The 16,894-nt window shown below is 74.5% G+C and carries 13 protein-coding genes and 1 pseudogene; 10 read left to right on the top strand and 4 right to left on the bottom strand.

Annotated features, from left to right (window positions below; genetic code table 11):
* Positions 1–164: 164 nt before the first annotated feature.
* Positions 165–665, top strand: a complete 501-nt coding sequence (locus ACWDD9_RS33235; RefSeq protein WP_049652137.1) for an inorganic diphosphatase — start codon at positions 165–167, stop codon at positions 663–665.
* Positions 666–750: 85 nt separating this feature from the next.
* Here the strand turns inward: ACWDD9_RS33235 and ACWDD9_RS33230 are convergent, their stop codons facing one another.
* Complete coding sequence (locus tag ACWDD9_RS33230) at positions 751–2,010, bottom strand: hypothetical protein (RefSeq protein WP_074005758.1); 1,260 nt, start codon at positions 2,008–2,010, stop codon at positions 751–753.
* 258 nt (positions 2,011–2,268) lie between these two features.
* On the opposite strand from ACWDD9_RS33230, the pseudogene ACWDD9_RS33225 reads away from it, so the two are divergent.
* Positions 2,269–2,820, top strand: a pseudogene (locus ACWDD9_RS33225) (TerD family protein); the annotation flags it as partial.
* A gap of 702 nt (positions 2,821–3,522) precedes the next feature.
* Here ACWDD9_RS33225 and ACWDD9_RS33220 read toward each other — a convergent pair.
* The gene (locus ACWDD9_RS33220; RefSeq protein WP_449813645.1) at positions 3,523–4,143 is read right to left on the bottom strand and encodes a TetR/AcrR family transcriptional regulator; all 621 of its coding nucleotides are present in this window, start codon (positions 4,141–4,143) and stop codon (positions 3,523–3,525) included.
* A gap of 119 nt (positions 4,144–4,262) precedes the next feature.
* Between ACWDD9_RS33220 and ACWDD9_RS33215 the strand changes: the two genes are divergently transcribed.
* Positions 4,263–5,300: an aldo/keto reductase gene (locus ACWDD9_RS33215; RefSeq protein ID WP_380782629.1), complete on the top strand. Its 1,038-nt coding sequence runs from the start codon at positions 4,263–4,265 to the stop codon at positions 5,298–5,300.
* A 164-nt stretch (positions 5,301–5,464) separates the two neighbouring features.
* Here the strand turns inward: ACWDD9_RS33215 and ACWDD9_RS33210 are convergent, their stop codons facing one another.
* Positions 5,465–6,433 carry an NAD-dependent epimerase/dehydratase family protein gene (locus tag ACWDD9_RS33210; RefSeq protein ID WP_449813644.1) on the bottom strand — a complete coding sequence of 323 codons (969 nt, stop codon included), beginning with the start codon at positions 6,431–6,433 and terminating at the stop codon, positions 5,465–5,467.
* A 490-nt stretch (positions 6,434–6,923) separates the two neighbouring features.
* On the opposite strand from ACWDD9_RS33210, the gene ACWDD9_RS33205 reads away from it, so the two are divergent.
* The 7 genes from ACWDD9_RS33205 to ACWDD9_RS33175 all read left to right on the top strand — a co-directional run bounded on the left by ACWDD9_RS33205 (position 6,924) and on the right by ACWDD9_RS33175 (position 15,896).
* Positions 6,924–9,581: an SdrD B-like domain-containing protein gene (locus ACWDD9_RS33205; RefSeq protein WP_449813643.1), complete on the top strand. Its 2,658-nt coding sequence runs from the start codon at positions 6,924–6,926 to the stop codon at positions 9,579–9,581.
* Between the two features lie 133 nt (positions 9,582–9,714).
* Positions 9,715–10,512 carry a hypothetical protein gene (locus ACWDD9_RS33200; RefSeq protein ID WP_074005754.1) on the top strand — a complete coding sequence of 266 codons (798 nt, stop codon included), beginning with the start codon at positions 9,715–9,717 and terminating at the stop codon, positions 10,510–10,512.
* 190 nt (positions 10,513–10,702) lie between these two features.
* Positions 10,703–11,593: an ABC transporter substrate-binding protein gene (locus ACWDD9_RS33195; RefSeq protein WP_449813642.1), complete on the top strand. Its 891-nt coding sequence runs from the start codon at positions 10,703–10,705 to the stop codon at positions 11,591–11,593.
* Between the two features lie 31 nt (positions 11,594–11,624).
* Positions 11,625–12,605: an amino acid ABC transporter permease gene (locus ACWDD9_RS33190; protein ID WP_259316988.1), complete on the top strand. Its 981-nt coding sequence runs from the start codon at positions 11,625–11,627 to the stop codon at positions 12,603–12,605.
* The gene (locus tag ACWDD9_RS33185; protein WP_107418955.1) at positions 12,602–13,402 is read left to right on the top strand and encodes an amino acid ABC transporter ATP-binding protein; all 801 of its coding nucleotides are present in this window, start codon (positions 12,602–12,604) and stop codon (positions 13,400–13,402) included. The genes ACWDD9_RS33190 and ACWDD9_RS33185 overlap by 4 nt, the downstream gene beginning before the upstream one ends.
* A 29-nt stretch (positions 13,403–13,431) precedes the next feature.
* Positions 13,432–15,060 (top strand): N-acyl-D-amino-acid deacylase family protein, encoded by a 1,629-nt coding sequence (locus ACWDD9_RS33180; RefSeq protein ID WP_416875785.1) that lies wholly within the window; start codon positions 13,432–13,434, stop codon positions 15,058–15,060.
* A complete protein-coding gene (locus ACWDD9_RS33175) occupies positions 15,057–15,896 on the top strand; it encodes a serine hydrolase (protein WP_449813641.1) in 840 nt (279 codons plus the stop codon). Before ACWDD9_RS33180 ends, ACWDD9_RS33175 begins: the two co-directional genes overlap by 4 nt.
* 67 nt (positions 15,897–15,963) lie before the next feature.
* On the opposite strand, the gene ACWDD9_RS33170 is transcribed toward ACWDD9_RS33175, so the two are convergent.
* Positions 15,964–16,887 (bottom strand): LysR family transcriptional regulator, encoded by a 924-nt coding sequence (locus tag ACWDD9_RS33170; RefSeq protein WP_049660390.1) that lies wholly within the window; start codon positions 16,885–16,887, stop codon positions 15,964–15,966.
* Positions 16,888–16,894 lie beyond the last annotated feature (7 nt).

The raw sequence follows: 16,894 nt of genomic DNA, 5'->3' as shown, positions 1-16,894 counted from the left end.
GAATTGTCGGGCCGTCACTTCCGCCGCACAATCGAGACCTGGCGCACGGGCACCGGCGTGCGCACGGGCCTCGGGCGGCGCGGGGGCGGCTCGACGGCGGGGGTGCTTCCGGTGGCCGTCCGGACGGCGGACAATCCCCCCAGGAGCCGAGGAGGAGGCCAGCGGTGGAGTTCGAGGTCATGATCGAGACCCCGCAGGGGTCGCGGAACAAGTACGTGATGGACTTCGTGGCGGGCCGGATCCGGCTGGACCGCACCCTCTTCACGGCCACCGCCTACCCCGCCGACTACGGCTACGTCGAGGGCACCCTCGGCGGCGACGGCGAGCCGCTGGACGCCCTGGTGCTCGGCGGCGAGCCGGCCGTCCCCGGCTGCGTGCTCACCTGCCGGGCGGTGGGCGTGTGGGTGATGCGCGACGAACGTGGCCCGGACCAGAAGGTGCTCTGCGTCCCGGCCCACGACCCGCGCTATGCCGACCTGCGGGACATCGGCGACCTGCGCGAGTTCGACCTGCTGGAGATCACCCACTTCTTCCAGGTGTACAAGGACCTGGAGCGCGGCAAGTCCGTCGAGGGCTCGCACTGGGCGGGCCGCGACGCCGCCTACGCGGAGATCGCCGAGTCGCGGGCCCGCGCGGCGGGCACCCGCTTCGCCGACCCGGCGTAGCGGGCGCCCCCCGGGCCGCCCCGGGCCGCCCCGGGCCGCCCCGGACCGTCCCCGGGGCGTGCTCGGGGCGTGCCCGGACGGTCCGTCAGAGCCTGGCGGCGCTCAGGATCGCGCGGACCTCGTCGCCGATCGCGGCCTCGTTCTGCTCGAACTCCGGTGCGGTGAGCCGGTCCGGGTCGGCCGGCAGGCCGTTCAGGACCGGGGTGTGCAGATGGCCGCCGGGGAGGTCCGGGGCGAGGAACAGGCGCAGCCGGTTGGAGCGGTAGGCGACCTCGTTGGAGAGGTACCCGCCGCCGCCACCGGAGACCGCGCGGGAGCCGGGGGTGGGGCCGTCCGGCCGGAAGACCGGCCCGGTGGCGCCCGCCGGGATCTCGGTGACGAAGGTGTTGAGCAGCACCGGGAAGGGCTGCTGGACGGCCCGCATGGCGTCGGTCGGCAGGGTGGTGCGGACGAACTGCGGCCCGGGGGCCAGCCCCGGGGCGTCCACCGGGTGCTGGGAGGTGCCGCCGGAGAGCGCGGCCACGTTGTCGGTGGCCGGGTCGGCGGAGCGGGCGCGCCCGGCCCACTCCTCCAGGGTGAACTTGCCCGGGTAGCCCTGGCTGATGCTGGTGATCAGGTCGGCGGACTGCCGGCCCGGCCGCAGGTGCGGGGTGAAGGCGCGCTCCACGATGCCCTTGTCGAAGTCCCCGTAGCGCACCGGCAGGACGACCGCCCGGACCTCGGCGGTGCTGCCGTCGGCGAGGGTGATCCGCTGCCCGTGCAGCTGCAGGACGGCGGACCCGGAGGGGTTGGCGCGGCGCGCCTCGGCGTCCAGGCCGAACGGGTCGAAGCCGCTGACGAAGATCCGCCGGACGCCGGGGGCGGCGCTGAAACCGTCGTCCAGGCCGCGCGAGGCGTCCTCGAAACGGGCCCGCAGCGCGGCGTGGTCGACGTCGAACCGGGGCTGCCAGCGGGCGAGCTGGACGGTCATGGCGAGCCTGGTCCAGTACAGCGGGCGGTCGTCCCGGGCGGGCAGTTCGCCGCTCGGCCGCCGGCCCTGGGCGCGGTCCACGCCCGCCTGCCAGAGCGTCCGGCCCCAGGTGTCGGCCACCCGCTCGGCCTGCCGGGCGTTGCGGGCGGCGCACAGCGCGGAGGGGAAGCCGCCGAGCAGCTCGCCCAGGCCGGAGCGCTCGGTGAAGCCGGCCGTGCGGGCGTCCTGGAGGCGGGCCTGCTCGGCGTCCAGCGGCACCGTGGCGGAGGTGCGGCAGCCGGCCGGGGCGGCCTGGGCGGCGGCCGGGGCCAGCAGGGCGACGAGGGTTCCGGCGAGCGCGGCGGCCAGTCCGGCGGTGCGGCGTAGACATGTCATGTGCGCTGACAATAGGTCCGGACCTGACGGCCCGCCAGAGTGCCGACCCGGCGCGCCGTACGCCGGTCCAAGGGCCGCCGGACCGGCCCGCCCGGTACCGGGAGGCGCCGCCGCGGGCCCCTCGGGCGGCGTTCCGCCGCTGGTGGGACGGCGTTCCGGCCCGGACGGAAAGCCGGCGGTTCGACCGGGAACCGCCGCGAGTTCTACAGCGTTGTCGTGGTCGAACAGCGGTACTCGTACGGTGGTGGAGGAAGTTCCATGAGCGTGGCCCTGACGAAGGGTGGCAACGTCTCCCTGGGCAAGCAGGCCCCCGGGGTGCGGGTGGTGCGGGTGGGCCTGGGCTGGACGGCCGGTGACGGGTACGACCTGGACGCCAGCGCGCTGCTCTGCGGGGCGGACGGGAAGGTCGCCTCGGACCAGCACTTCGTCTTCTTCAACAACCTGCGGAGCCCGGACGGCTCGGTCCGCCACCTGGGCGGGGCCGGCGGCGGCGCCGACCGCGAGCAGGTCGAGGTCCGGCTCGCGGAGGTCCCCGCCGGGGTGGAGAAGGTCGTCTTCGCGGTGGCGATCTACGACGCGGCGCAGCGGCGGCAGTCCTTCGGGCAGGTCCGCGGCGCCCACATCCGGGTCGTCGACCCGGACAGCGGCACCGAGGTGGCCCGGTACGACGTGGCGTCGGAGGCCGGCAGCGAGACGGCGATGGTGTTCGGCGAGCTGTACCGGCACGGCGCGGACTGGAAGTTCCGGGCGGTCGGGCAGGGGTACGCCGACGGGCTCGCGGGCATCGCCACCGACTTCGGGGTGGACGTCCTGCAGCCGGCGCCCGCCGCCGCCCCGCCCGCCCCGGTGAAGCCGCCGGTCGCGCCGCCCGCCCCGCCCGTGGCTCCGCCCGCCGCGCCGCCGGCGCCGGTCGCGGCCCCGGTGGTGGCCGTGCTGCCCGCCGCCGCGCCCGCCGTTCCGATGACCCGGCAAGGACCAGGGAGTTACCCCGTGACGTGTTTCTTCGACCCCTCGCACGGCGCCGGCACCACGGCGGTGTACTGGTCGCCGCAGTGGGGCGTGCCGCGCCAGATCGAGGCCTGCGTGGCCTGCGCCCAGCGGGTGCAGACCAACGTCCCGCCGTTCTACACCCCGGCGCAGGCGGGCTACCCGCAGCCGGTCCAGCAGGGCCAGCCGCCGCAGGTGCCCGGCCAGCAGGCCCAGGGCGGACGGCGCTTCGGCACCGGCGCGCTGATCGGCGCCGGCGCGGCCGGCCTAGTCGGCGGCGCGCTGCTGAACGAGGCCTTCGACGACGACCCGCAGGTGGTCGTCAACAACTACTACGAGGACGACGGCTTCTTCTAAACCGTCTTCTGAACCGTCAGGTCGCGGCCGCGGCGAGGGCCGCCGGGGGAGCCCCCGGCGGCCCCCGCCGTCGGTCGGATGATGTCGGAGCGTCGTTCCGGCCTTCCAGGGCCCTCGCCGCGCCCGGCGGCCGCACAACGCTTCGGCGCTGTGCGGCCGTTCGCGTCCCTAGCCGCCCTGCCGCCGGTACGCCCCGGCGCGGGCCGCCGCCTCGGCGGCCTCCGCCGCGCGGTCCGCGGCCGCCTCGTCCAGCGGCTCGGCGGTGGTGAGCATCCGGTAGTAGAGCGGCGCCGAGACCGCCCGGACGACCTCGAACCCGTCGGTGTCCGGCGGGAGTTCACCGCGCTCGACGGCCGCGGCGACGCACGGCGCCCACTCCTCGACCCGGCGCCGGTAGAAGTGCCGCAGGGCCTCGGCCGCGTCCGGGTCGCAGGTCGCCGCCACGATGACGGCGCGGAACAGCGCGCCCTGCCGGGGGTCGGCCAGGGTGCGCCGGACGAGCCGGGCGTTGGCCCGGAGGTCCCCGGCGAGGGAGCCGCTGTCGGTGCGCGGCAGCGACTGCTCGGCCATGTCCGCGAGCAGGTCGGCGACCAGTGCGGTGGTGCTGCCCCAGCGGCGGTAGACGGTGGTGCGGCCGACCTCGGCCCGCTGGGCGATGTCGCCGAGGTCGAGGCCGCTGAAGCCGCGCTCGACCAGGGCGTCCTCGGCGGCGCGCAGGACGGCGGCGCGGACCCGGGCGGTCCGGCCGCCGGGGCGGACCGTGCCGGGCGTGGAGGGCTCGACGGCCATTAACGGGATTCCTGTTCCATTAGACGGGTGGACTCTGCTAGGTTCAGAGCATCCTAACGGAACAGCGGTCCCATTAGGGGCTTCGAGGGGAGAAATCCGCCATGACCATCGCCACCGACATGGAGTACCGCCGGCTCGGCGCGTCCGGACTCAAGGTGCCCGCGCTCAGTCTCGGCACCGGCACCTTCGGCGGGCGCGGCCCGCTGTTCGGCGCCTGGGGCACCACCGACGTCCAGGAGGCCCGCCGGCTCCTCGACATCTCCATCGACGCCGGGGTCACCCTCTTCGACACCGCCGACGTCTACTCCGACGGCGCCTCCGAGGAGGTGCTCGGCCAGGCGATCCGCGGCCGCCGCGACCAGGTGCTGATCTCCACCAAGGCCGGACTGCCCACCGGCGACGGCCCGCAGGACGCCGGCACCTCCCGCGCCCGGCTGGTCCGGAGCGTCGACGACGCGCTGCGCCGCCTCGGCACCGACTACCTGGACCTGTTCCAGCTGCACGCCTACGACGCCGGCACCCCGATCGAGGAGGTGCTCGCCACCCTGGAGGACCTGGTCCGGGCCGGCAAGATCCGCTACACCGGCGTCTCCAACTTCTCCGGCTGGCAGCTGATGAAGTCCCTCGCCCTCGCCGACCGGCACGGCCGCCCCCGGTACGCCGCCCACCAGGTCTACTACTCGCTCGTCGGCCGCGACTACGAGTGGGAACTGATGCCGCTCGCACAGGAGGAAGGCGTCGGCGCCCTGGTCTGGAGCCCGCTCGGCTGGGGCCGGCTCACGGGGAAGATCCGCCGCGGGCAGCCGCTCCCGGACGGCAGCCGGCTGCACGACACCGCCGACTACGGTCCGCCGGTGGAGGACGAGCTGCTGTACCGGGTGGTCGACGCGCTGATCGAGGTCGCCGCCGAGACCGAACGCACCGTCCCCCAGGTGGCGATCAACTGGCTGCTGCGCCGTCCGACCGTCTCCTCGGTCATCATCGGCGCCCGCAACGAGGAGCAGCTGCGCCAGAACCTCGGCGCGGTCGGCTGGTCCCTGACGGAGGAGCAGGTGGCCCGGCTGGACGCGGCGAGCGCCCGCACCGCGCCGTACCCGTACTTCCCGTACCGGCGGCAGGAGGCGTTCGCCCGGCTCAACCCGCCCCTGGCGGGCTGAGACGCGCGGGGAGGGACGGGGAGGGGCGTGGCGACCAGCGGAGGCGCGGGAGGCCCGAGCGGCGTGGGCCCCGGCCCGGGAGATGTCCGGGCCGGGGCCGGACCGGCTGTCGCGGGGCGGCGGTCGGCCCCGTGCCGGTGGACTCCGCGTCGGCGCCGCTACCGCTACCGCTGGTGCCAGGCGGCGAGGAGTTCGGCTTCCCGCTCGGGGTCGAGGGTGCCCGGCACGCGCTCGAACGGCTGGATGTCGCGGGCGCTGTCGGCCACCGGCCGGAGGGCGAGGCCGGTGGCGAGGGCGGCCGCCGGGTCGGCGGTGCTGGTGGCGCGGCTCTCCGGGTCGGCGGGCCAGAGCGGGAGGGTGCGCTCCTGGACGCCGGCGGCCCGGAGGAAGTCCTCGTCCACCCAGGTGAGGGTGGTGCCGGGCGGGGCGACCGCCGCGGCGACGGCGTCGAGCAGGTCGCCGATGCCGAACGGCGGGGGAGTGGCGGCGTGGTAGGCGCCGGAGGCACCCCGCTCCAGCAGGGCGAGCATCCAGGCGGCGAGGTCGCGGACGTCGACCACCTGGAGCGGCGCGTCCGGCCGGCCCGGGGCGAGCACCTCGCCTCCCCGGGCGAGGCGCTCCACCCAGTAGTCGAAGCGGTGGGTGTAGTCGCGGGGGCCGATCACGTACGTCGGGCGGACCAGCAGGGTCTCCGGGCCGAAGGCCTGCCGGGCGGCGCGCTCGCACTGGACCTTGAGGACGCCGTAGGTCTCGGCGGTGATCTCCTCGGCCTCCGGGCCGTCGGCGGGGAGCAGGGCGGAGTCCTCGGCGTAGCCCGGGGCAGCCGGGACGTCGTACACCGAGAGCGAGGAGACCAGCAGGTAGCGCCCGGCGGCGCCGGGGTCGAGGGCGGCCGCCAACTCCCGTACCTGGCGCGGGTAGTAGGCGCAGAGGTCGACGGTGGCGTCCCAGTGCCGGCCGCGCAGCGCGGACAGGTCGGCGTCGCGGTCGGCGATCAGGTGGGTGGCGTCCGGGAGGAGTCCGGCGCCGGAGCGGCCCCGGTGCACCACCGTGACCTCGTGCCCGGCGGCCAGTGCCGCCTCGGCGAAGTGGAATCCGATGAAGCGGGTGCCGCCGATGACCAGAATGCGCATTCGGACATCGTGCCAGTCCGCCCCGGGGCGGGGCCAGCCGGTGGCCGGTTGTTGCCCAAGTTGTGGGTGGGGTGGGTGAGTCGGGGCCCGGTGTGGACGGTTCCGGGGGGAAGAGTGTTCGACGGTCAACGGTGCGGTACGGTGACGGCCGGGGGCGGCGGGCCGCAGCAGGCGGATCGGCGCTGGTCAACGGCTCGACGGCCGGGGCCGGATGAGCAGCCGTGACGGCCTCGTAACGTCTGATCTCCTGTCAAAGTTCCTTGTTTCCCGGCGAACTTGTGTGAAGTCCCTTTAAGCTCCCGTTAACAATGGCGGCTTTCCGCCACTCGCGAACTCGCTCCCGAGGTCGGGCGGCAGGCCCAACTGGATGATGAGAGCAGGGATGACGACGACAAATGATCGAACCGTCGGTGCCGCGCGCGGCTCCGGCGGGCGGCGGACGGGTCCACCCGGCCGCCGCGCCGCGGGCCTTCGCACCGCGGGCGGCGCGGTGACGCTGGCCGTACTGGCCGGTTCCTGGTCCCTGGCGGCGGCCCCGCCGGCCTTCCCCCAGACCGGCGACGGCACGGTGGCGGTCCACGTGATCCGGGCCGTGGACACCGACGGTGTGTGGACGCCCGGGCTGGAATCGGGCATGGCGGGCGTGAAGGTGACGCTCACCGACGAGGCCGGGGTCGCCATCGAGGGCACCACGGCGGCGGACGGCACGGTGACGCTGGCGCCGGCCGCGAGCAAGCTGACCGGCGGCAAGTACCGCGTCCAGGTGGTGAACCCGAAGCCGGGCGTGCTCTACCCGGCCTTCGCCTCCCGCGAGGGTCTGGACGGCGGGCCGAACAAGCTGAGCTCCAACGAGGAGTTCGTCGATCTCTCCGGCGGCAAGAAGGTGGAGATCACCACGGGGCTCTGGAGCCCGGGTGACTACTGCCAGAAGAACGCGCCGCTGGTGTCGACCTGTCAGAACCCGCCCCAGGACGGGGCCGCCCAGCACACGCTGGTGTCCTTCCCGTACGAGTCCCGGGGCACGGCCGGCACCGGCTTCACCCTGACCGACGTGGCCACGGCCGGGCAGACCGGCAACCTGTACGGCATCGCCTGGAACAAGGCCGACAAGCGGGTGTTCTCCTCGGCCCAGGCCAAGCGGACCACCGCCTACGGCCCCGGCGGCCCCGGCGGGATCTACGTCACCGACTGGGCGACGAAGAAGACCACGCTGTTCGCCACCGTCCCGGAGGCGGGCACCACCCCGCACGGCCCGGGCAACGACGACGGCTTCCTGGCCCCGGTGGGCAAGGAGAGCCTCGGCGGCATCAAGATCACCGACGACGGCAAGGACCTCTTCGTCGTCAACCTGAACGACCGCAAGCTCTACCGCTACGACGCCACCGCGGCGACGGCGGCCGCGCCCAAGGCCGCCTACGCCATCCCGGACCCGGGCTGCCCGGCGCAGGGGGACTGGCGTCCGTACGGCCTCGGCATCCAGGACGGCACCGGCTTCCTCGGCGGCGTCTGCTCGGGCGAGTCCACCGGCAAGGCCACGGACCTGCGCGCCGTGGTGCTGCCGTTCGACCTGTCCACCGGCGCGTTCAAGCCGGCCGTGCTGAACCAGCCGCTCGACTACCCGCGCGGCACCACGGTCGGCGGTCCGTGCCCGGGCACCGCCTGGTTCCCGTGGCAGGACACCTTCCCGACCACCCAGAACGGCCAGGCCTGCGGGGCCGACTACCTGGCCAACCCCGAGCCGGCGGTCGCCGAGATCGCCTTCGAGACCGACGGCTCGATGCTGCTCGCCTTCCGGGACCGCTTCGGCGACCAGTCGGCGGCCAGCCCGACGGGCAGCGCGATGTCCAAGGTCCTGCCCGGCGGCGACCTCCTCAAGGCCTGCCCGGAGAACGGCACGTACGTGCTGGACACCAACCTGGGCTGCGGGTCCAAGGCCCGGGGCCAGCGGTTCTTCGACAACGCCCGGATCGGCCACAACAACCCGGCCAACGCCGGGATGGCGTTCTCGAAGGTCGAGGACTCCATCGTGACCTCGGGCTACGACAGCGACAGCCAGGCCTTCGGTTACGGCAGCGCCTTCCAGAAGCGCGACGGCAAGGCGGACGGCGGCGTGCGGCTCAACACGGGCCCGGGCATCCCGCCGTTCGGCAAGGGCGCCGCGATGGGCGACCTGGAGGTGCTCTGCGACCAGGCGCCGCTCCAGATCGGCAACCGGGTCTGGTACGACCCCGAGCGCAGCGGCCTCCAACTGCCGGGCCAGAAGCCGGTTCCGGGTGCCACCGTCCACCTGTACGACGAGTCGGGGAAGCTCGTCGGCACCACCAAGACGACCAAGCGCGGCGAGTACTACTTCGACGACAGCAACGTCGACGGCGGCCTCAAGCCGAGGACCAAGTACACGATCAAGCTGGACAACCCGGCGGACTACGCCAAGGACGGCCCCCTCTTCCAGTGGGTGCCGACCGACCACGACGTCGGTGACAACCACTTCATCGACTCCAAGGGCATCGTTCCGAAGGACGGCAGGTTCCCGGAGCGGGCGCTGACCACCGGCGGCCCCGGCGAGAACGACCACACCTACGACTTCGGCTTCCGGCTCCAGGAGGGCGCGCTGCGCCTGGTCAAGCACGACCAGGACGGCAAGCCGCTGGCCGGCGCCAAGTTCCAGCTGTGGCACGAGACCAACGGGACCGACGGGCTCCAGCCGACCGGCGACAAGCCCGACACCAAGGTCGGTGAGCCCTGCACGACCGGCGCCGACGGCATCTGCCAGGGCACCGGCGTGCCGGGGACGTACTACTGGCAGGAGCTGAGCCCGCCGGACGGCTACGCGGCGCCGGAGGTCACCGTCTTCGGTCCGCTGAAGCTGACCTCGGCGAACCTCGACGCCGGTGTGGAGGTGACGGCCGTCAACAAGCTGATCCCGACGCCGACGCCGACGCCCACCCCGACCGAGACGCCGACCCCGGCGCCGACGACGGCGGCCCCGGTGCCGCCGGCCCCGGCGCCCCCGGCGTCCGGGCACCTGCCCAACACCGGTGCGGGTGAAGGGATGCCGATCGTGTTGACCAGCGCGGCGGCGCTGATCGCCCTCGGCACCGCCACGGTGCTGGTGGCCCGCAGGCGCAAGGCCGCCCAGCGCGGCTAGCCGCAGACGGGGTGTTCGTACCGGGCCCGGTGCGGGGAGACCGGCACCGGGCCCGAATCGGGCGGGTTCGTGGGACCGTTGGTCCCCGGGCCCGCCCGACTGTCGTGTCCGACCGAGGAGAGGGAGCGGCTGCATGCCCCGCAAGACGAAGGCCGACGGCCGCGGGCCCCGGCGGTCCCACTGGCTCAAGGCCCTGATCGCGATCGTGGTGTGCGGCGCCGCGGCGGGCGGCGTGGCCGTCTACCGGACGGTCTCCGACGAGGCCGTCGAACGCCCGGTGACCACCGACGAGGCCGGCCGGCTCGCCCTGTCGCGGCTGAACCTCTACCAGGCGAGCCCGGTGGCGGTGACGCTCACGGCCGAGGAGGGCGGGGGCGTCACCATCCGGGTCGACGGGGTCGTCGACTACCGCAACCACCGGGGGGTCGGCCGCTACCGGACCACCGGCGCGAGCGGGGCGCTGGACCACGGCCTGATCGTCTGGGACACCGGCGGCCTCGGGCTGGCCCCCGACCAGGCCGGCACCGCCCCCGCCACCGACGCCCCGGCCTGGGAGCAGGCCGAGCGCATCCCGCGCCAGGGCTGGTCGCCGCGCACCTACACGGCGGATCCGCTGGACGCCGGACTGAACCTGCTGGTCCAGCTCGGCGCGGACCGCCCCGACAACCCGCTGCTGCTCGCCCAGTCCGGGGCCCGCTGGCTGGGCCGGGACCGGATCGACGGCAAGGGCTACGACCGCTTCGCCGGTCCGCGCGCCCAGGGGGCCGCGCCCGACGGCGCCCGTTCGCCGCTGACCTACTGGGTCGACGGCGACGGCGGGCTGCGCCGGGTGACGATGCGGATGCCGGGGCTGGGCACCCCCACCACCGTCGAGCTCGCCGGCCGGCAGGCGGACGCCAAGCTGCCCGAGGCCCCGTGGCTCACCGGCTGACCGGCGCACCGGTCGGCCGGCCGACCGGTCGACCGGGCGACCGGGCCGGCCCGGTACGGCCGGAAGCCGCAGGACAGGGCGGTCAGCCGTACAAAAATCGTTGGTGAGGCAGCAATAGCTTCATCATCTTCCGTTCACCCGGACCCGGCTGCCAGCATCGGCGCACCGTCACCGCCCGAGGGAGTAGCCGATGAACCGCCCCCGTTCCCTGCGCTGTCTGGCCGCACTGTCCCTGGTCGTCCTGGCCGCCACCGCCTGCGGGCGCTCCGACCAGGGCGGCTCCCCGGCCGCCGGCGCGGCCCAGGCCGCGCAGAACGCCGGGAAGAGCGCCGCCGAGCTGCTCCCGGCGAAGAACAAGCAGAGCGGCGTGCTCAGAGTCGCCACCTCCGTCGGCTACCCGCCGATGGAGATGTACAAGACCGGCACCACCGAGCTGACCGGGGTCGACCCGGACCTCGCCGCCGCCGTCGCCGGGAGGCTCGGCCTGAAGCTGGAGCTCGCCAACTCCTCCTTCGACGGCCTGATCCCCGGCCTCCAGGCCGGCCGCTACGACCTGGTGATGTCCTCCATGACGGACAGCGCCCAGCGCCGCCAGGCCGTCGACTTCGTCGACTACTTCCGCACCGGCGGCGTGATCATGACGAAGAAGGGCAACCCCGAGGGCATCAAGTCCCTGGAGGACCTCTGCGGCAAGAAGGTGGTCCTCGCCAAGGGCAGCTCCAACCTGGAGATCGGCGAGCAGCAGAACGCCAAGTGCGCCACCAGGATGGCGATCTCGCAGAGCGAGGACGCCCCGACCGGGCTGCTCCAGCTGGACAGCGAGCGGGCCGTGGCCACGATCGTGGACTACCCGGTGGCGCAGATGTTCGTGCAGAACAGCGGCTCCTACGAGGTGCTGCCGGACCAGTACGGGACGGCGCCCTGGGGCATCGCGGTGGCGAAGAAGGACTCCGGGCTGCGCGACGCGGTGCAGAAGGCGCTCCAGGAGCTGATCGAGAGCGGCGAGTACCGCAAGGTGCTGGACACCTACCAGGTCGGCGGCAGCGCGGTGGAGCGCGCCACCGTCAACGCGGCGCAGTGAGAACGGCGGCACCGACGAGATGAGCACCGACATGAGAGACCCCGCGATGCCCGCACCGGCCGGCCGGGTCCCGACCGCCGAGGCCGCGGCCGACGACGACCTGGCCTTCGAGGTCACCGGCCGGCCCCGCCCGGCGCGCTGGTTCGCCGTGCTGGCGGCGGCCTTCGTCGCCGTCTGGCTGGCCTGGACGATCATCGTCAATCCCAACCTGCACTGGGACATCGTCGCCCGGTACCAGTTCGACGGCGTGATCCTGGAAGGGCTCTGGGTGACGGTCCAACTCACCCTGATCTCCCAGGTGGTGGGCATCGTCATCGGCGTGGTGGTCGCGGTGATGCAGCTGTCCGACAGCCCGGTGCTGCGGACCACCGCCGGGGCGTACACCTGGTTCTTCCGCGGCACCCCGCTGCTGGTCCAGCTGATCTTCTGGTTCAACCTGGCGCTGCTCTTCCCGGAGATCAGCATCGGCATCCCGTTCGACGGGCCCAAGCTGGTCAGCTGGCAGTCCAACACCCTGATCACCGGCTTCGTGGCGGCGCTGCTCGGCCTGTCGATCAACGAGGGCGCCTACATGTCCGAGATCGTCCGGGCCGGCATCCAGAGCGTCGACCCCGGGCAGCGCGAGGCCGGCGCCTCGCTCGGCATGTCCAACCGGCAGATCCTCACCCGGGTGGTGCTGCCGCAGGCGATGCGGGTGATCATCCCGCCGTTCGGCAACCAGTTCATCTCGATGCTGAAGACCACCTCGCTGGTCTCCGTCATCGCCGGCGCCGACCTGATGACCGTCTCCCAGCACCTCTACCTCGCCAACTTCGAGGTGATAGCGCTGCTGATCGTCGCGTCCCTCTGGTACCTGGTGCTCACCACCATCGCGAGCGTCGCCCAGCACGCGGTGGAGCGGAAGTTCAACCCGGCCGGCGCTCCGCCGGCCCTGCACCGCCGGGTGCTGGCCAACCTGCGGCCGGGGCGCGGCGCAGCACAGAAGCGCGTGAAGAAGGGGGAGGGCAAGTGACGGGTACGGATCCGGCGAAGCCGACCGCCGAGGTGGTCCTGTCGGCCCGGAAGGTGCGCAAGCACTTCGGGGAGCTGGAGGTGCTGCGCGGCATCGACCTGGAGGTCCGGGCGGGGGAGGTGCTCTGCGTGATCGGCCCCTCCGGCTCCGGCAAGTCCACCCTGCTGCGCTGCTTCAACCACCTGGAGAAGATCGACGCCGGGCGGATCGAGGTGGACGGCGAGCTGGTCGGCTACGAGCCGCACGGCGCCTCCGGCAGCAGGCTGCGCGAGCGCCGGCCGCGCGACATCCGCCACCAGCGCGAGCGGATCGGCATGGTCTTCCAGCGCTTCCACCTCTTCCCGCACCGCACCGCGCTGCAGAACGTGATGGAGGGCCCGATCGCGGTCAAGGGGCGCCCGCGCCAGGAGGCCGAGCGCCGGGCCCGCGAGCTGCTCGCCCGGGTCGGCCTGGCCGACCGCGCCGACCACTACCCGGCCCAGCTCTCCGGCGGCCAGCAGCAGCGGGTGGCGATCGCCCGGGCGCTGGCCATGGAGCCGACCCTGATGCTCTTCGACGAGCCCACCTCCGCGCTCGACCCGGAGCTGGTCGGCGAGGTGCTCGGCGTGATGCGCGACCTCGCCCGCAGCGGCATGACGATGATCGTCGTCACCCACGAGATGGGCTTCGCCCGCGAGGTCGCCGACCGGGTCGTCTTCATGGACGAGGGCGCCGTCGTGGAGGCCGGCAGCCCGGCCGAGGTGTTCACCGCCCCGCGGCACGACCGCACCCGGGCCTTCCTCTCGACGGTGCTCTGATGGGAGCGACAGGACTGATGGGAGCGGACGTGACCACGACCCCGGCCGACCTGCTGCTGCGCGGCGGCACCCTGGTGGACGGCACCGGGGCGCCCGGCCGCGCGGCCGACCTCGCCGTCGCGGGGGGCCGGGTCACCGTCCTGCCGCCGGGCACCGCGGTGGCCGCGGCCGAGACGCTGGACGTCACCGGACGGGTCGTCACCCCCGGCTTCATCGACGTCCACACCCACTCGGACGCGCTCGCCGCCCCCTTCGGCGGCGGCACCCACACCGACGGCGACGCCCTGGACGAACTGCGGCTCGCCCCGCTGCTCCAGGGCGTCACCACCGAGATCAGCGGCAACTGCGGGATCAGCCTGTTCCCCGCCCTGCCCGAGCGGCTGCCCGAACTGGCCGGGCACCTGCGGGTCTCCTTCGGCCTCGGGCCGGTGCTGCCCGCCGAGGACTTCGACGCCTTCGCGGCCGGCCAGCGGCCCGAACTGCGCCGCAACCACATCGCCTCGCTGGTCGGCCACGGCACGCTGCGCGCCGGGGTGATGGGCTTCGAGGACCGCCCGCCCACCCCCGAGGAGCTGGCCGCCATGTGCGACCTGCTCGACCGGGCGCTGGCCCAGGGCGCGGCCGGCCTCTCCACCGGCCTGATCTACCCGCCCGGCGTCTACGCGGACACCGAGGAGATCGTGGCCCTGGCCAAGGTCGCCGCGCGGCACGGCAAGCCGTACGTGACCCACCTGCGCGACGAGATGTCCCAGGTGGAGAAGGCCCTGGAGGAGGCGCTGGAGATCGCGGTGCGCTCCGGCGCGGCGCTCCAGGTCTCCCACCACAAGACCGCCGGGCGGCACGCCTGGGGCGCCACCCTGCGCACCCTGCCGCGCCTGGAACAGGCCCGCGCCGACGGCGTGGACGTGCTCTGCGACGTCTACCCGTACACCGCCGGCAGCACCGTGCTGCACGCGATGCTGCCGCCGTGGACCAGCGAGGGCGGGCCGGCCGCCCTGCTGGAGCGGCTGCGCAGCAAGGAGGTGCGGGACCGGATCCGGGCGGACATCGCGAACGGCGTCGAGGGCTGGGAGAACACCGTCGGCAACGGCGGCTGGGACCTGATCTCGGTGGCCGCCGCGCCCGCCCGCCGTACCGCCGAGGGCCGCCGGATCGCCGACCTGGCCGCCGAGCGCGGCGCCGACCCGGTCGACTACGTGAGCGACCTGCTGCTGGAGGCGCAGGGCGAGGTGACCATCATCAGCCACTCGATGCGCGAGGACGACGTCCGCCGGGTGCTGGCCAGCCCGCTGTCCATGATCGGCTCGGACGGCGTGCCCAAACCCGGCCGCCCGCACCCCCGTTGGGCGGGCAGCTTCGCCCGGGTGCTCGGCCACTACGGGCGCGAGCAGGGCCTGCTGCCGCTGGAGCTCGCGGTGCACAAGATGACCGGCCTGCCCGCCGGGCGGTTCCGGCTGGCCGGGCGCGGGGTGGTTCGGGACGGCGCCGTCGCCGACCTGGTGGTGCTGGACCCGGCGGCCGTCCTGGACGGCGCGACCTTCGAGCGGCCGCTGCTGGCGCCGGCGGGCGTGGAGACCGTCGTGGTGGCCGGCCGGGTCGCGGTGCGCGGCGGCCGGCCGACCGCGAGCCGGGCCGGAGAGGTGGTGCGGGTCCGATGAGCCTCGCCCAGGTGGCCGCCGCCGCGCGCAGCTCGGCGGCGCTCCCGCTGACCCTCGCGGTGGCCGCCGTCGACGTGGACGGCGGCGAAGCGGTCGGGGTGGACGACACCGTCGTGCTGCCCGTCGCCAGCGCCTCCAAGCTGCTGCTGCTCGCCGAGGTCGCCCGGCGGCTGGACAACGGGGAACTGGCGGCCGGGCAGCCGGCGGCGATCCTCCCCGAGGACGTCACCGGCGGCACCGGCCTGCTCGGCCGGCTCAGCCGCCCCGGCTGGACGGTGGAGGACCTGGCCTGGCTGACCGCCGCGGTCAGCGACAACACCGCCACCAACGCCCTGCTGCGGCTGGTCGGCCTGCCGGCCACCGAGCGGCTGGCCCACGACCTCGGGCTCGAGCGGCTCACCCTGCACGACCGGGTGCGCGACGAGCGCGGGCCGGACGTCCCGCCGGTCTTCGCCACCGGCACCGCCCGCGACCTGGCCCGCCTGGTGGCCCTCGCGGTCCGGGGCACCATGGCCACCCCGGGGGCCTCGGCCCGGCTGCTCGGCTGGATGCGCGCCAACACCGACCACGGGCTGGTGCCCGCGCTGATCGACCACGACCCGTACGCCCCCGGCTTCCCCGAACCGCTGCCCGGCCGCCTGCTGGTGGCCAACAAGACCGGTACGGACACCGGGGTGCGGGCCGACGCGGGCGTCATCGTGGGCGCCCGGCGGGTGGCCTACGCGGTCGTCGCGCACTGGGACGTGGCGCTCGGGCCCAGCACCGAGCGGGCCGCCGTGCACGCCATCCGGGACGTCGGCGGCGCCCTCGCGGCCTGGGCGCAGCGGCCGGCCTGACGGGCTCCGGGCCGGGGAGGTCAGGGCCGGGCATGGTCCGGGCCGGGGGACGTCCGGGCCGGGGAGGTCAGGCCCAGCGCATGTCGAGCAGCGACCTGATCTCCCCGGCCGCCGCGCCGAGTTCGGCGAGGAAGGACCGCAGCACCGGGTTGCGGTTGGTGGTCCGGGTGGCCACCCCGATCCGGCGGTGCAGCTGCGGGTGGTCCAGCCGGCAGACGTGCACCCCGGCGCTGTCGGCCAGGCCGAGCGCCGGGATCAGCGCGACGCCCATGCCGGCCCGCGCGAGGTTGATGGTCACCTGGTAGTGGTCGCTGCGGCAGCGCACCCGGGGGCGGAACCCCTCGGCCGCGCAGGCGCGTTCGAGCACCGGCTCGCCGGTGCTGCCGCCGTGGGTGCCGATCCAGCTCTCGCCCTCCAGCTCGGCCAGCCGCACCAGCGAGCGCCGCCCGAGCCGGTGCCGCAGCGGCACCACGACCAGCTGCGGCTCCTCGAAGTACATCCGCACGTCCACCGCCGCCTGGCGGCACCACGGGTCCAGCGGGTGCTCGAAGACGACGGCCGCGTCCAGCCGGCCGGCCTCCAGGTCCGGGACCAGCTCGTGCGGCTGGCCCATGATCAGCTCCAGCTCGACCTGCGGGTTCGCGGCGGAGAACGCGGCCAGCGCCCGGGGCAGCAGGTCCAGCCCGGCGGAGGCGAAGAAGCCGATCCGCAGCACCCCGGCCGCGCCCTCGGCGTGCGCCCGCAGGTCGTCCTGGGCGACGGCCATCAGATCGGCGATCGCCTGGGCGTGCTCGGCCAGCCGGACACCCGCGGGCGTCAGGCGCAGGGACTGCGGAGCCCGTTCCACCAGCGCGACACCCAGCTCCTGCTCCAGGCGGGCGAGCTGGTGCGAGATGGCGGACGGGCTCAGGTGCAGGGCCTGCGCCGCGGCCACGATGGTGCCCCGGCGGGCGATCTCCAGGAGGACGTGCAGTCGGGCGCTGTTCAGCATCGGCCCA

This window comes from Kitasatospora sp. NPDC001119 (assembly GCF_053598475.1).
This window is presented reverse-complemented; position numbering and strand designations above follow the sequence as displayed.

Coding starts and splice junctions, on each gene's coding strand:
- ACWDD9_RS33170 (WP_049660390.1), bottom strand. CDS start 16,887: ATGCTGAACAGCGCCCGACTGCACGTCCTCCTGGAGATCGCCCGCCGG.
- ACWDD9_RS33200 (WP_074005754.1), top strand. CDS start 9,715: ATGCCCCGCAAGACGAAGGCCGACGGCCGCGGGCCCCGGCGGTCCCAC.
- ACWDD9_RS33210 (WP_449813644.1), bottom strand. CDS start 6,433: ATGCGCATTCTGGTCATCGGCGGCACCCGCTTCATCGGATTCCACTTC.
- ACWDD9_RS33195 (WP_449813642.1), top strand. CDS start 10,703: ATGAACCGCCCCCGTTCCCTGCGCTGTCTGGCCGCACTGTCCCTGGTC.
- ACWDD9_RS33220 (WP_449813645.1), bottom strand. CDS start 4,143: ATGGCCGTCGAGCCCTCCACGCCCGGCACGGTCCGCCCCGGCGGCCGG.
- ACWDD9_RS33230 (WP_074005758.1), bottom strand. CDS start 2,010: ATGACATGTCTACGCCGCACCGCCGGACTGGCCGCCGCGCTCGCCGGA.
- ACWDD9_RS33175 (WP_449813641.1), top strand. CDS start 15,057: ATGAGCCTCGCCCAGGTGGCCGCCGCCGCGCGCAGCTCGGCGGCGCTC.
- ACWDD9_RS33190 (WP_259316988.1), top strand. CDS start 11,625: ATGAGAGACCCCGCGATGCCCGCACCGGCCGGCCGGGTCCCGACCGCC.
- ACWDD9_RS33215 (WP_380782629.1), top strand. CDS start 4,263: ATGGAGTACCGCCGGCTCGGCGCGTCCGGACTCAAGGTGCCCGCGCTC.